Annotated in this window: 10 protein-coding genes and 5 tRNA genes; 8 read left to right on the top strand and 7 right to left on the bottom strand. The window is 73.7% G+C overall.

Annotated features, from left to right (window positions below; genetic code table 11):
* Window positions 1–303: 303 nt before the first annotated feature.
* On the bottom strand, window positions 304–1,467 hold the full coding sequence (locus M2302_RS02290; protein ID WP_280836307.1) for a cytochrome P450: 1,164 nt from the start codon (window positions 1,465–1,467) through the stop codon (window positions 304–306).
* A gap of 9 nt (window positions 1,468–1,476) precedes the next feature.
* Window positions 1,477–2,145 (bottom strand): 50S ribosomal protein L11 methyltransferase, encoded by a 669-nt coding sequence (locus tag M2302_RS02285; protein ID WP_280836306.1) that lies wholly within the window; start codon window positions 2,143–2,145, stop codon window positions 1,477–1,479.
* Window positions 2,146–2,327: 182 nt separating this feature from the next.
* Here M2302_RS02285 and M2302_RS02280 point away from each other — a divergent pair, with 182 nt between their 5' ends.
* Window positions 2,328–3,167, top strand: coding sequence for a hypothetical protein (locus M2302_RS02280; RefSeq protein WP_280836305.1), 840 nt, complete (start codon window positions 2,328–2,330; stop codon window positions 3,165–3,167).
* Window positions 3,168–3,216: 49 nt separating this feature from the next.
* On the opposite strand, the gene M2302_RS02275 is transcribed toward M2302_RS02280, so the two are convergent.
* Window positions 3,217–6,153 carry a M36 family metallopeptidase gene (locus M2302_RS02275; protein WP_280836304.1) on the bottom strand — a complete coding sequence of 979 codons (2,937 nt, stop codon included), beginning with the start codon at window positions 6,151–6,153 and terminating at the stop codon, window positions 3,217–3,219.
* 221 nt (window positions 6,154–6,374) lie between these two features.
* On the opposite strand from M2302_RS02275, the gene M2302_RS02270 reads away from it, so the two are divergent.
* The gene (locus M2302_RS02270; protein ID WP_280836303.1) at window positions 6,375–7,571 is read left to right on the top strand and encodes an alkane 1-monooxygenase; all 1,197 of its coding nucleotides are present in this window, start codon (window positions 6,375–6,377) and stop codon (window positions 7,569–7,571) included.
* Between the two features lie 193 nt (window positions 7,572–7,764).
* Here M2302_RS02270 and M2302_RS02265 read toward each other — a convergent pair whose 3' ends face one another.
* Window positions 7,765–8,346, bottom strand: coding sequence for a TIGR03086 family metal-binding protein (locus M2302_RS02265; protein ID WP_280836302.1), 582 nt, complete (start codon window positions 8,344–8,346; stop codon window positions 7,765–7,767).
* 133 nt (window positions 8,347–8,479) lie between these two features.
* Window positions 8,480–9,082 (bottom strand): TetR/AcrR family transcriptional regulator, encoded by a 603-nt coding sequence (locus tag M2302_RS02260; protein WP_280836301.1) that lies wholly within the window; start codon window positions 9,080–9,082, stop codon window positions 8,480–8,482.
* A 299-nt stretch (window positions 9,083–9,381) separates the two neighbouring features.
* Here M2302_RS02260 and M2302_RS02255 point away from each other — a divergent pair.
* From M2302_RS02255 to M2302_RS02245, 3 genes are all read left to right on the top strand, one after another.
* A tRNA-Gly gene (locus M2302_RS02255) sits at window positions 9,382–9,454 on the top strand.
* Window positions 9,455–9,488: 34 nt separating this feature from the next.
* Window positions 9,489–9,559 (top strand) — tRNA-Cys (locus M2302_RS02250).
* Between the two features lie 12 nt (window positions 9,560–9,571).
* Window positions 9,572–9,643, top strand: a tRNA-Val gene (locus tag M2302_RS02245).
* Between the two features lie 161 nt (window positions 9,644–9,804).
* On the opposite strand, the gene M2302_RS02240 is transcribed toward M2302_RS02245, so the two are convergent.
* Window positions 9,805–10,044: a DUF6458 family protein gene (locus tag M2302_RS02240; protein ID WP_280836300.1), complete on the bottom strand. Its 240-nt coding sequence runs from the start codon at window positions 10,042–10,044 to the stop codon at window positions 9,805–9,807.
* 162 nt (window positions 10,045–10,206) lie between these two features.
* Between M2302_RS02240 and M2302_RS02235 the strand changes: the two genes are divergently transcribed.
* Both M2302_RS02235 and M2302_RS02230 read left to right on the top strand, forming a co-directional pair.
* Window positions 10,207–10,279 (top strand) — tRNA-Gly (locus tag M2302_RS02235).
* Between the two features lie 9 nt (window positions 10,280–10,288).
* Window positions 10,289–10,363 (top strand) — tRNA-Val (locus M2302_RS02230).
* 464 nt (window positions 10,364–10,827) lie between these two features.
* Here the strand turns inward: M2302_RS02230 and M2302_RS02225 are convergent.
* Entirely contained in the window at window positions 10,828–11,421 is a 594-nt protein-coding gene (locus tag M2302_RS02225) for a hypothetical protein (protein WP_280836299.1), read from the bottom strand.
* A 748-nt stretch (window positions 11,422–12,169) separates the two neighbouring features.
* Between M2302_RS02225 and M2302_RS02220 the strand changes: the two genes are divergently transcribed.
* Complete coding sequence (locus M2302_RS02220) at window positions 12,170–13,174, top strand: NAD-dependent epimerase/dehydratase family protein (RefSeq protein ID WP_280836298.1); 1,005 nt, start codon at window positions 12,170–12,172, stop codon at window positions 13,172–13,174.
* Window positions 13,175–13,246 lie beyond the last annotated feature (72 nt).

Genomic DNA, 13,246 nt, shown 5'->3' with positions numbered 1-13,246 from the left:
CTGTCGAGCTGATGTCACAGACGACTCATGGGCGGGGCGGGGCAGCCTGAATCGTTTGCGACATCAGGTCGATATGACGCGGGGGAGGTGGTGTGGGGCTCGGCCATGAGTGCGGCACCGGACCCGAGTCGTCCGGCTGGCCGATGGAGGCGACTCTGTCAGCCGGCCGCGACACCGGCGCCAAGGGACGTGGGACGTGGCGCCGGCCCGGCCATGAGTGCGGCACCCGACCCGAGTCGACCGCCGGGGCCGGCGCAGGCATCCCGTCAGCCGGCCGCAATACCGGGTCGGCGGACGCGGAGGTCAGGGCCGGCGGACCACGAACGCGTCCGGCATCCGGAAGGTCAGGTTGTCCGGGCACCAGGGCGGGCGGACCACGGTCACCCCGTCGAGCAGCGGGGCCGCTTCGGCCACCACCACCGCCGCCTCCATCCGCGCCAGTTGGGCGCCGACGCAGCGGTGCGCACCCGCCCCGAAGGCCAGGTGCCGGCGCGACCCGCGCTGCCCGGGCCGGAACGCCTCCGGCGCGGCCACCACCTCCGGGTCGCGTCCCGCGCGGGCCAGCCAGAGCACCACGCTGGTGCCCGCTGTCACCGCCGTCCCGCCCAGCGTGGTGTCCACGGCCGCCACCCGCCGCCAGGTCACGATCGGCGGTTCCAGCCGCAGCCCCTCCTCCACCACGTCGGCGACCGCGACCGTGCCGGCGCGCAGCCCGGCGCGTACCTCGGGCTCGGCGGTGAGCCGGTGCAGCAGCAGGGTGAGGAACTGCGAGGTGGTCTCCTGGCCGGCCACCAGCAGGAAGAACAGCGCGCCGACCACCACGTCGGGGGAGTGCCCGTCGGCGCGCAACGCGGCGGCCAGCCCGCCGCCGGTGGCGGCGAAGTCACGCAGCACGGTGTGGAACCGGCCCACCTCGGCGGCGAGGGCGAGCTGACGGTCGGCGTCCAGCGGCGCCCAGAACAGCTCCAGCGCGGCCCGGGCGAAGTCCTTCACCGCGCCGACCGGGGCGTCCGGCAGCTCGACGAGCCGGGCCAGCACCAGCAGTGGCAGGTCGGCGGCGAGCTCGGCATACAGGTCGACCGGTTCCCCCGCGTCGAGCGCGGCGGCCAGCCCGGTCACCCGCCGCCGGACCAGCCCGGTCAGCCAGGGCTGCTGCGCGGCCACCCGGGTCGGGTGCAGGGCCTCCGCCACGATTCCCCGGATCGCCGGGTGGCTGGGGGTGGAGTTGTTCGCCAGCGTCGGCGGCAACCGGAACCGGTGCCCGGCGAGCACCCGCAGCGCGGCCACCGGGACCGGGGTCACCGCGTCCAGGGCGTTGTCCGGCCGCCAGGTGTCCGGGTCGGCGAGGACCTGCCGCACCAGCGCGTGCCGGGTGACCACCAGGTGGTCCACGCCGACGTGGTCGGCGACGGTGGCCACGTCCGGCCACCGCTCGTCGACGGACTCCCCCCAGCCCCGGAACAGCACGCCGACACGCTAGCGGGCGGCTCCCGGCGGGGTCGGGTCCAGCTCCCAGACGGTGGTGCGCTTCACCCGTACGCTCTCCAGCGCCTCCGGCACCGGCACGTCGTAGGCGGCCAGCTCGCGGAACCGCTCGCGGGGCAGGAAGGCCCTGCCCGGGTCGCCGACCAGCACCCGGGCACCGGAGCGGGCGGCCCGCAGCAGGAAGCGCAGCACCCGCCGGGCCATCGCCTCGCTGTAGAAGACGTCCCCGGCGAGCACCACCTCGGCGTCCCCGGCGTCGCCGTCGAGGATGTCGCCGAACTCGGCGTCGACGCGTACCCCATTGGCCTCGGCGTTGAGCGCGACGGCGGCCACCGCCCGCTCGTCGACCTCGACGGCGCGGACGGTGTTCGCGCCGGCCCGGGCGGCGGCGATGGCGACCAGGCCGGAGCCCGACGCCAGGTCCAGCACCCGGCGGCCGGCCACCAGCTCCGGGTGGTCGGTGACGTAGCGGGCCAGCGCCTGGCCACCGGCCCAGGCGAAGGCCCAGAACGGCGGCGGCTGGGAGCTGTGGAACTCGCCCTCGGTCAGCTCCCAGAGCCCGATCGGCTCGTCGGCCTGGTGCAGCCGCACCTCCGGGACGAAGGCCACCGGGGTGAGGCGGGCGTGCAGCCGGACGAAGGCCGCGGAGAGATCGGACACCGGGGAATTGTCTCCCGGGGCGGTTCCCGGGCGTGTCGCGGGTCGGGCGTGACCGGTTCACCACCCAGCGTGATAACCCGACCTGTACTTCACGGTTCGTGCGAACACGCCCGTCTACCGGCTACCCGGCACCCCTCATAGCGTTGCCAGGTGGATGCGACCGACGGGAGGGCGAGGCGGTGGTGACGGTGTGGCGGAACGCGCTGCGGGCCGGGGTGGTGCTGGCCTGCCTGTCCGTGGTGGGGCTGGCCGCGCCCGCGCCGGCCTCGGCGGCGGCCGGCTTCGCCACCGAGCTGAGCGGCCTGCCGGACGAGTTCAGTGCCGGGGACCAGGTGAGCACCCTTTCCGCGGTGGTGTCACGCAACGACGGCGGCCGGTGCGTGAAGGTCCGCTGGTCGATGGTGCTCAGCGTGCGGGGCCTGCGGCTGGACCAGGTGAAGGTGGACCGGGTGGAGGACTCGGGCAGCTTCCCGTTGCAGATCCAGACCGAGGGGGACATCGCCCGGCTCACCGACCGTCAGCTCGACCCGGGCACGCTCTGCCCGGACCGGACGGTCACCGCCCGCTACCGGGTGGCCTTCGCCGAGGATGTCGACCGGGGACGGGTGACGCTGGCTGCCGAGGCGTACGACGCCAACCTGCGGCTGCTCGCCCGGCAGAGCGCCACCCGCGACGTGGTCGGCCTGCTCGCCACCGAGGCGTCCGCCACGCCGGAGCCGAGCGGCTCGGCCGTGGCCGTCGACCCGACCGAGCCCGTCGACGCGTCGACGGAACCGACCGAGGAGGCGGTGGCGGAGGTGCCGCCGGCGGCCGGGCGTCCGGTGGCCGGTGCCACCCGAGGGGGATTCGGTCTGGTGCAGGCCGCCTTCCTCCTCGGCGGGCTGCTGCTCTTCCTCGGTGCCGGGCTGCTGCTCAGGTTGCGGCAGCTGACCCGCGCGGCACGCGGCGGCGAAGCGGACCTCGGCGGGCCGGCGTACGAACGGGCCCGCCGGACCGGGCGCTGGGCGGCGACGCGCCGCTGATCGGGGGCCGCCGGGGCCGGGCGGCGACGCCACCCGACCCCGGCGGGGTTCACTTCGAGAACACCTGGAACTCGGCGATCCGGACCTGGTCGCGCGCCGGGCTGGCGGTCGCGCAGTCGGTGCTGGTGGCCGGGTCGTCGTCCTGCTCACCGGCGTACGCCGGGCCGCCGGTGCACTGGCTGGCCAGCACCTCCAGCCGCACGTGGGTGGCGAGCGTGGTCGGCACCGGGAACGACCGCAGGTTGATGTCCCGGGTGTACGCCCGGTACTTCCCACCCGGGAACGCGTCGCCGGCGCTGGTGTAGATCCGCTCCCAGCGTGCCGGGTCGGCGCAGTCGGTGGTGGTCGCGTCGCAGGTGAGCACGGCGAAGGAACGCAGTGCGGTCAACGCGTTCTGCCCGCCCGCGTCGGGGTCCCCGGCGATCGCCGGGCGCAGCATGGCGCTGACGTTGACCCGCTTGACCACCTGCGGGGCGCCACCGGGCAGCGCCACCGTGACGCCCCGGCCGGCCACCCCGGTCAGCGACGCCCAGTTGGTGCTCTCGGTGTCGTCGCCGATCCGCTCCAGGTTCACCCCGTCGCCGGTGATGACCGCGCCGGAGGTGGTGGACGCCAGGTTGCGGCTCAGCCGCAGGTCGACGTACCCCTCCTGGCCGGCGCGGGCGACGACGCTGAGCCGCTGGTGCCCGAAGCCGGGCGCCACCGCCAGCAGCTGGTGCGTACCGGCGACCGCCTCGAAGGTGTCCGGCAGGGCGGTGGCCGGGTCGGTGTCGGCGATCGGGGTGGCCCGGGCCTCGTAGTCGCCCACGTACAGCCGGATCGGCGCCTCGGCGCTGTCCCCCTTCGGCCGCAGGGTGAGCGTGGCGTTGTCGCCGTACGGGCTGGCGAAGCTCGGCGTCGGGTCGGTGTCGGTGGCGCCGTTGGTGGCGGCGTCCCGGCCCATCCCGGAGCGGGCGAACTCGGCCCAGATCAGCTCCTGGTTGGCCCCGCCGAAGCGGAGCCGGTCGGCGGTGAGCAGGTTGTCCCGCATGTCGAGCATGCTGACCTGGCTGGCCGCCTGGAGCAGGAACGAGTCGAAGACCAGCTGCGCCCAGCGCCGGTTGCCCGGGCAGTTGTCCGCGGCGACCTTCCCCTGCGCGCAGTCGAGCTGCCGCTGCGGGGTGCCCGACCCGTACCGCTTCACCAGCGCGGAGCGGATCCGGTAGTTGGTGGCGCTCCAGATCTCCCCGTCAGCGTGCACCGCCGGGCCGGCGGTGTTGTAGCCGACGTCGGAGTAGTTGAGCGGGCTGCGGCTGAAGTCGTGGTTGCGGATGCCGCTGATCAGGTTGCCGGTGACGTACCCGCCGGTGACGAAGGGCGTCTGGCCGGGGGCGCGCAGGCCGTGCTCGTAGAGGTACTCGGCGGCGAGCAGGTCGCTCCACGACTCACCCATCGCACCGCCCTGGTGGCCGCCGATGCCGCTGTCCGGACCGGCGATCATGCGGTTGGTGATGGCGTGGGTGTACTCGTGCCCGATCACCGTCATGTCGTAGTCGCCGTCCACGCACGGCGGGTACGGCCCGCCGGCCTGCGGCTGCCACAGGTACATGTTGGTGGTGGGCGGCAGGCCGTCGCGCGGCGTGCCCTGGTTGGCGTTGTTCCGGTTGCCGGACAGCGCGCCCTGCTGGGCGCGGCCCTGCTCGGCGTCGCCGCCGAGGCCGGCCCCGCTCACGTTGACCGCCTGCAGGTTCCAGGTGGCCTCGGTGAAGCCGAGGTGCCAGGCCCAGTCGTGCATCCGGTTGTGCATGGCGAAGAGGTTGGCGATGGCGGCGTCGGCGTCGTTGCGCTGCGCGGAGGTGAACACCGCCGGGTTGCAGCGGGCCTGGTGCCACTGGTCGGTGAACGGGTACTCGTAGCGGCGCTCCGGGCTGGCGGTGGCCGGCAGCAGCGGGCTGCCCGCGCCCCAGGAGACCACCGTGTTGGCGGAGTTGCCGCGCGAGGTGCCGGTCGGCGTGCCGGTGGCCTTGTCGACGTCCCAGGCGTTGCCGGTGGCCGGGTCGCGGAACGCGGCGGCGCAGCCCGGAGCGGGGTCGGCGCACCAGCGCACCCGGGGGTCCTGCCCGGGGGCGAGGTCCTGCGGCGGGGTGGCCGGGTAGACCGCCCAGCTCGGGTTGTCCGAGTCGAAGTCGACGAGGTCCTCGCGGACCAGCACTTCACCGGTGATGCCGTCGACGTAAGTGGTGAAGGCGGCCGGGTGGTCGGTGTCCGCGCCGATCAGGGTCACCTCGTACGCGGCCCGGGTGCCGTCGAGCGGGGTGGGCACCGCGACCGGGCGGACGTGGTGGCTGGCCACCCGGGCGGCGTCCAGGCCGGCGTCGGCGAGCGCGGCCGCGTACGCCTGCTCACCGGTGAGGGTGGCGGGGGCGGGCGCGGCGGCGTCCCGGGCGAGCGAGGAGCTGACCGAGATGACGGCGCCGTCGGCGACCGCCACGGTGACCAGCCCGTCGTGGCCGGCGGGCAGGTCGCCGAAGCGCTGCCGCAGGGTGACCACCGCGCCGTCGCCGATCGGCCGGACCAGCAGCCGATCCATCGCGGCGACCGAGGCGGCGTCGAGGCCGAACAGGTCCCGGTTGTCGGTGAGGTAGCGCCGGGCGGCCGCCTCCGGGTCGGCGGGCAGGCCGGTGGCGAGCGGCGTCCGGGTCGGGCCGAGCGCGTGCGGGGTGCCGAGCCGGTTCCACCGCACGTCGGCGTCGACCCGTCGGGCGAGGCCGCGCTGCCGGGCGTCGGGCGCGGCCGTACCGGTGCGGTTGTCGAGGTCGGCGGCCTGGTGGCTGTCGTCGGCGAACGAGCCGGAGCGGCCCGGTGTCGCGGTCGCGGCGTCGCCCGGCGCGGCGGCGGCGGTGGCGCCGCCGGGCAGCAGGGCGGCGACCACGGCGGCGGTCGCCAGTACGGGGACGAGCCGGCGTCGGGGCCGGCTCGTCGGAAGTGTCCACTCCGGTCTGGGCACGGGACCTCCTCGTGGGAGCGGGGGCCGACGCTGCGCCGGCCCGGTGCAGGCGCTGTTACGCATGCGCATCTGTGAATACCAGGCAGATCGGGCGAGGGCAAGGTCATCCGTGACGGTCGGTGCGGTGGCGATCACCGTGATCGCTTTACAAAAACTTGCCTCTTGTAAAAAGGAGTGGCCGGTGCCACAGTCAGGACAGCCCGCGAGATCGGAGGTCGGCGATGGCCATCAGCCCCGACGCGACGGTTCCTCCCGTCGCCTGGCGCGACACCCGCAAGCCGCTCTGGCCGCTGGCCCTGCTCGTCCCGGTGCTGCCCTTCCTGGGCTGGCTGGGTTGGCGGGACGGCGGCGGCGCCTGGGCCTGGTGGCTCACCCCGGTGGTGGTCTTCGGGCTCATCCCGGTGGTGGACCTGCTGATCGGCGACGACCGGCGCAACCCGCCCGACGAGGCGGTGCCCCGGCTGTCCGCCGACGGCTACTACCGCTGGCTCACCTACCTCTACCTGCCCACCCAGTACGCCGCCCTGGTGCTCTGCTGCGCCGTCTGGGCGCGCGGCGACCTGTCCTGGCTGGCTGCGGCCGGGCTGGTCGCCACCGTCGGGGTGGTCAACGGCATCGCCATCAACACCGCCCACGAACTGGGCCACAAGCGGGAGACCGCGGAGCGCTGGCTGTCCAAGGTCGCCCTCGCGCCGACCGGCTACGGGCACTTCTACGTGGAGCACAACCGGGGCCACCACACCCGGGTGGCCACCCCGGAGGACCCGGCCAGCTCACGGCTGGGGGAGAGCTTCTGGGCGTTCTGGCCGCGTACCGTCTGGGGCAGCCTGCGGTCGGCCTGGCGGCTGGAGACCAGCCGGTTCCGGCTCCGGGGCCGCAGCCCGTGGACGTGGCGCAACGACATCCTCAACGCCTGGGCGATGACACTGGTGCTCTATGCCGCGCTGATGCTCGCCTTCGGCCCCGGCGTACTGGTGTTCCTGCTGCTCCAGGCGGTGGTCGGCTTCAGCCTGCTCGAGGTGGTCAACTACCTGGAGCACTACGGGCTGGCCCGGCAGCGCACCGCCGCCGGCCGCTACGAGAAGGTCGACCCCCGGCACAGCTGGAACAGCGACCGCACGGTCACCAACGTCTTCCTCTTCCAGCTCCAGCGGCACAGCGACCACCACGCCAACCCGCTGCGCCGCTACCAGACGCTGCGCAGCTTCGACACCTCGCCGCAGCTGCCGGCCGGCTACGCCACCATGGTGGTCGCCGCGCTGGTGCCCCCGCTCTGGCGGCGGCTGATGGACCACCGGGTGATCGCCCACTACGGCGGCGACCTCGACCTGGCCAACGTCCACCCGCCGGCCCGGCGCCGGCTGCGGGAGCGCCAGCGCCGCCGCCCCGCGGCCCCCGGACAGGGGTACGCCGGCTGACCCCGTTGACCGCGTCGGTCGGACGCCGGACCCCCCTCGGGCGTCCGGCCGGCGCACCCCCTCGACCGCGCCGGCCCGGGCGCGGTCGTTCCGGTCGCGGTCGTTCCGGTCGCGACACCCTGCGGCAACTCCTGACCGGTAACGCGGTCCGGTCGTCCGCCGGCCTCTGTCGCCGCGGCCTCGGTCGTCGTGGTCAGGCAGGCGGCGTCCAGTCCGGGTCGCGGCCGAAGGCGGCGATCAGCCGGTCCTGCGCGTCGGCGCCGGCCCGCACGTCGAGCCCGGGCCGGACCAGGTCGCCGCTGCGGTGGTCGGCGACCCGGGCCTCGAACCACCGGGTGCAGGCGGCGACCACGTCGACGTCCAGGCGCGGGTCCGCCCCGATCGCCACCGCCAGGTCCCATCCGTGTACGAGGTGCTCGGCGACGAGCTGGTTCAGGTACTCACCCGCCGGCGTCTCCCCGGCCGTGAGGTGCACCGTGGTGTCGAGCGCGCCCGGATGGCTGGCCGCCACCTCGGCCTGGGACGCGACCTGCCGGACCGCCCCGATCGGGTCGTCGCCGAGCTGGTCCCCCTCGAACCGGTCGCCGATCTCCTCGACGGTCCGGCCGGCGAGCAGCGGCGCGATCCACCGGTCCTCGCCGACCACGTGGTTGACCAGTGCGCGGACGTCCCAGTCGGGGCAGGGCGTCGGGTCCGACCACTGCCCGGGCGCGACCTGCTCGACCCGGTCGACGAACTCGGCCAGGCTCCGTCGGTACGTCTCCAGCAGATCCATGCCGCCGATTGTCGCGGCTGTCCGTGCCGGTCCGGGCGATTTTGCCCGGTCGTCCGGCCCTCGGGCCGGCCGGTGCCGGGGCTCCGGTTCGCTGCCCCCGACCGCCCGGTCGGCTCCGGGCGGGGTGGAGACGTCAGTCGAGCTGGGCGGGGTCGAGGCCCAGCTCCCGGGCGGTGATCAGCCGGATCCAGTCGGCGAACTGCCGCCGGGAGATCACCCGCTCGTGCACCGCGAGCTGGATGGCCAGCCCGTCCATCACCGCGTTGATCCGCCAGGCGGCGGCCATCGGGTCGGCGCAGGCGAAGGTGCCGTCGGTCACCCCATCGGCGATCACCGCGGCGAGGTCCTGCCGCCACCGCAGGTCGAGCCGGCGGGAGACCCTCTCCACCTCCGGGGTGCGCAGCGACTCGGCCCAGCCGTCGATCCACATGGACCAGGAGATCGACCGCCCGGGCGGGGTGTAGAGGCGCAGCAGCTTGCGCAGCTTGGTCAGCGGTGAAGCGGAGGAGCGGACCACCACGTCCAGCCGGGCCAGGTCCTGCTCCACCGCGTACGCGAAGGCCTGCGCCAGCAGGCGTTCCTTGGTGGCGAAGTGGTAGAAGACGAGTGCCTGGCTGACCCCGGCGGCCTGCGCCACGTCGGCCGTCCGGGTGTTGGCGAGTCCGCGCTCGACGATCACGTCGCAGGCTGTACGCAGCAGGGAATCCAGGCGGACTTCGGCGGCACGTCTCGTCACGCGGTTACCGTAGCCCATCGATATGACCACAGTGCGTTACCGAGTCGGCCGGTCGGGCGTGCCACAGTCGGAACCCGGACAGCTATTCTTCGGCGCGTCGCGTCGCCCCCGAGCTGGCCCTTCGGCTGACCCCCCGCAATCCCTTCGACCACCCCACCCAGCCTCCTAGGAAGCTCCAGGGAGTGCCCGCGCTCACGCCGCGGAACCCCGCCAGGGACGCGCCGAGGGCACCCCCGAGTTGGCAACTCTTCCGTGCCTCGGCTAAAGTTCTCATCCGTCACCGGGAACGCCGGAGACAAGCGGACGTAGCGCAGCTGGTAGCGCATCACCTTGCCAAGGTGAGGGTCGCGGGTTCGAATCCCGTCGTCCGCTCGGAGCTGCCGCCACGCATGACGGGGGCAACCTCGGTGGGGTGGCCGAGAGGCGAGGCAACGGCCTGCAAAGCCGTGTACGCGGGTTCAAATCCCGTCCCCACCTCGGTATGAGCACGGGCGATTGGCGCAGTGGGAGCGCGCTTCCTTGACACGGAAGAGGTCACTGGTTCAAACCCAGTATCGCCCACAGAATGATCAGGCTGGTCACCGGAACCTTCGGTGGCCAGCCTTTTCGTTTCCCCGCCCTTCCGGGGCTCCGCATGCGAAGGCGCCGGCCACCCGTGGGTGACCGGCGCCCCGTCGTACGCCCGCGACCGATCAGCCCCGTCGGCCAGGTAGTGATGCGCCCTACAGCGGCGGAGCGATGTCCCGGCGCTCCTCCACCCGCCGGTACTCGACCGGCTCGGTGGTGGTGACCACCTGGCGGCGGCGACCCCAGACCAGCGCGGTCATGATGAGACCGAGCAGGCCGGCCGCCATCAGGATCCAGCCGATCACGTCCAGATCGACGCCGCCGACGCTCGCGTCCAGGGCGAAGGTCAGGATCGCGCCGGCGGCGAGCAGGAAAATACTCGTTCCGATACCCACGACAGCCTCCTTCAGGGGATGCGGTGTGCTGTCGAGGTGAATCAGTACCCCATGGGTTACCAGCGCAATCACCAGCGGCGGAGCGGGCGGGGTGGGGCGGCGGAGCCGGCGATCTTGCCGTCGGGTAGAGTTCAACCCGTCGCCGGGGAGACCGGGCGGCACGCGGACGTAGCGCAGCTGGTAGCGCATCACCTTGCCAAGGTGAGGGTCGCGGGTTCGAATCCCGTCGTCCGCTCTCGACCACGGGCGATTGGCGCAGTGGGAGCGCGCTTCCTTGACACGGAAGAGGTCACTGGTTCAAACCCAGTATCGCCCACCAGGCATTTGCTCGACGTACGGAGCCCCGGCTGATGAGCCGGGGCTTCTGTCGTTTCTTCCCCTGTGGCTGCTGCTCCGCGCCCGTCCTTCTCGCTGTCGGTGCGTGGGTTGCGGTGGTCGGTGGGTGCGGGCCACACCCCCGTCGCGGGCGACCTCCGCGCGGCCCTCGCCGCCGCCGATCCCCCGCCCAGCGTCTGCCGCCGCCCTCGGGTGTCGGCGCGGCGTGGAGTCGTCCACCCGCCGTCACGCCTCGATCGACCGTCGCCTGATCCACTCCGATTGCGGCGTGTCGCCCTATCGCCGGGCTCGGACACCGCGACACGCCACAAACGGAGACGATCACGGGCGCCCACCGCTCCGTGCCGCAGCCCTCCCGCCCGCGCCGGTGAAGTGGCGGTGGGTCTGGATATGCCGCTGGCCGGCACCCCGGGTTCGGGGTACCGGCCAGCGTTGATCGTTCACGTGTCAGTTGTTCCAGTGCTTGGCGACCAGGTCGGCGGCCTGCTTCTCCCACTGGGCGTAGTGGTCCGGGTAGGCCGACACCTGCACGGTCTGCGCGGCCTTGGTCAGCGGCATGTCCTGCCAACCGTCGACCTGCTTCAGACCCTTGAGGAACGCCATCGTCGAGTACTCCGGGTCGGTGATCTGCTCAACCGTGCCCCAACCGCTGGACGGGCGCTGCTGGAACAGGCCCTGCGAGTCGTGGTCGTTACGGGCACCCAGGTGACCCAGGTTCTCCAGCTTCGACTCCTGCAGCGCGGTGCCGATCGCCACCACGGCGGCCCGCTCATCCATGCCCGACTTCTTCGTCGCCGCGATGATCGCCTTCACGTTCTTCGTCTGCTCGTCGCCCAGGTCGATGCGGGACTGCTTGCCCTGCACACCGTGCGGGATCAGCTTGCCCTTGTCCACACCCGGCTTGTCGGCCTGCACCACGGCGACCGCCTTGGCGTCGACCGGGTTGGCGTGGGCTTCGGTGACGGGGCCGGCGAAGACGCCACCGGCGAAAGCCAGACCAGCAATACCCAGAACGCTCTTCCGCAGAATGGTGGTGTTCATCAGAGTGGCTCCATTCGGGGGTTGGCGACGTGCCCAAAGGGGGGTCGGACACGCGCAAGCACCACGACGGCGCTCAAAAAGATCAAAGGGGAAAGTCTTCGCCCCGGCAGGCTTCGCGAGCGGGGGGCTCACGGCGCCGGGTCCATGTGTAACGACCGGCGGCCCACCATCATTCCGGGGCCCATCCCCGGGCCGGCCACGTGATGGGGCCAGGCCAGCGGGGTGCTGCTGCGATCGTCCAGGTGATGTAACGACCCCGGCCCGGCCACCATTCCACCGCCAGAGTGCCGCCGGTCACGGGACGAACCGCCACTGGCCGGCCCAGACCCGGACATCCCGGCACGGTCAGCGGACCCGGTAACCGGACATCCGGCACGTCAAGGCCAATCCACCGCGGGACATCCGGGCACGCCGACCAGCCCGGCCGGAGGGCTTCGTCGCCCTCGCGGTTTGCGGCGTGTGGCGGTGATCCGGGCGCCGGAACGCGCGACACGCCGCAAACGGGGCGCGGCCGGTCGCCGGGCCGAAGTGCACGGGTGCGGGGGCGGCAGGCCCGCTGTCGGGCAGACCTTGGCGGATCGTGGCGACCCACGCGCCGGCACACGTCGCGTCGAGCCGGGCGGCGACCGTCGGAAGGAGTCGATCGCCCAGCGGGTCGGCGGCGGCGGGGCGGGATTCTGCCGTTGGCAGATCCGCTAGCGGTGAACGGGGGGTCCGTCGGGGGCCGGGACCGGACAGGCTGGGACGCATGAGACTGCTGGTGCTGGGTGGAACAGGCTTCGTCGGCGGCGCGACCGTGGCCGAGGCGGTACGCAGAGGCTGGTCGGTGACCGTCTTCAACCGGGGAATGCACGGCGCGGTGCCGACGGGCGTACACCGGTTGCGGGGTGACCGGACGGCGCCGGACGGCCTGGCGGCGCTCGCGGGCGGCGAGTGGGACCTGGTGGTGGACACCTGGGACGGCGCGCCGCGGGCGGTGGGGGACGCGGCCCGGGCGCTGGTCGGGTCGGTGCCGCACTACGTCTACGTCTCCAGCGGTTCGGTCTACGCCCACCCGCTGCCGGCCGGGGCCGGGGAGGAGGCGCCCGTGGTGGACGCCGAGCCGGACGCGGGCGACGGGGACTACGCGCACAACAAGGCGGGCGGGGAGCGGGCCGTACTGGAGGTGTTCGGGGACGCGGCGTTGCTCGTCCGGGCCGGGCTGATTCTCGGTCCCGGGGAGGACATCGGTCGGCTGCCGTGGTGGTTGGAGCGGGTCGCCCGGGGCGGGGACGTGCTGGCGCCGGGTCCGGAGGACCTGCCGATCCAGTACGTCGACGTGCGGGACCTGGCGGGCTGGATGCTGGACCGGGGCGCGGAGCGCGTCGGCGGGGCGTACAACGTGATCAGCCGCAGCGGGCACGCGACGATGGGGGAGCTGTTGGCGGCGGTCGTCGCGGCGACCGGGTCGGACGCGCGGCTGCGTTGGACGGAACCCGAGCGGATCCTGGCGGCCGGGGTGGTGCCCTGGAACGACCTGCCGGTCTGGGTGCCGCGCGGTCACGAGTTCCGCTGGTTGCAGGAGCGGGGCGTGGAGAAGGCGTACGCGTCGGGGCTGACCTGCCGGCCGGTGGCCGAGACGGTCGCCGACACCTGGCGGTGGCTGCGGCAGGTGGGGTCGGTGCCGGCGCGGGCCGGGCGGCCGGCGCGCGCGGCGGTGGGGCTGGACCCGGAGCGGGAGGCGGCCCTGCTCGGCAGTCCCCGCCCGGTCTGACACCGACGCACCCCGGGTAGGACCGACACGCTGCCGGCCCCGGCGACGGGGGCGGGGCCGGCAGCCGACGGG

The organism is Micromonospora sp. A200 (genome assembly GCF_029893845.1).
Lineage (GTDB): Bacteria > Actinomycetota > Actinomycetes > Mycobacteriales > Micromonosporaceae > Micromonospora > Micromonospora purpureochromogenes.
Note: the sequence above shows the minus strand (reverse complement) of the source record. Positions and strands in the feature narration are given on the sequence as shown.

Excerpts from the sequence above, each read along its gene's own strand:
- M2302_RS02270 (WP_280836303.1), top strand. The coding sequence starts at position 6,375 with ATGGCCATCAGCCCCGACGCGACGGTTCCTCCCGTCGCCTGGCGCGAC.
- M2302_RS02265 (WP_280836302.1), bottom strand. The coding sequence starts at position 8,346 with ATGGATCTGCTGGAGACGTACCGACGGAGCCTGGCCGAGTTCGTCGAC.
- M2302_RS02225 (WP_280836299.1), bottom strand. The coding sequence starts at position 11,421 with ATGAACACCACCATTCTGCGGAAGAGCGTTCTGGGTATTGCTGGTCTG.
- M2302_RS02220 (WP_280836298.1), top strand. The coding sequence starts at position 12,170 with ATGAGACTGCTGGTGCTGGGTGGAACAGGCTTCGTCGGCGGCGCGACC.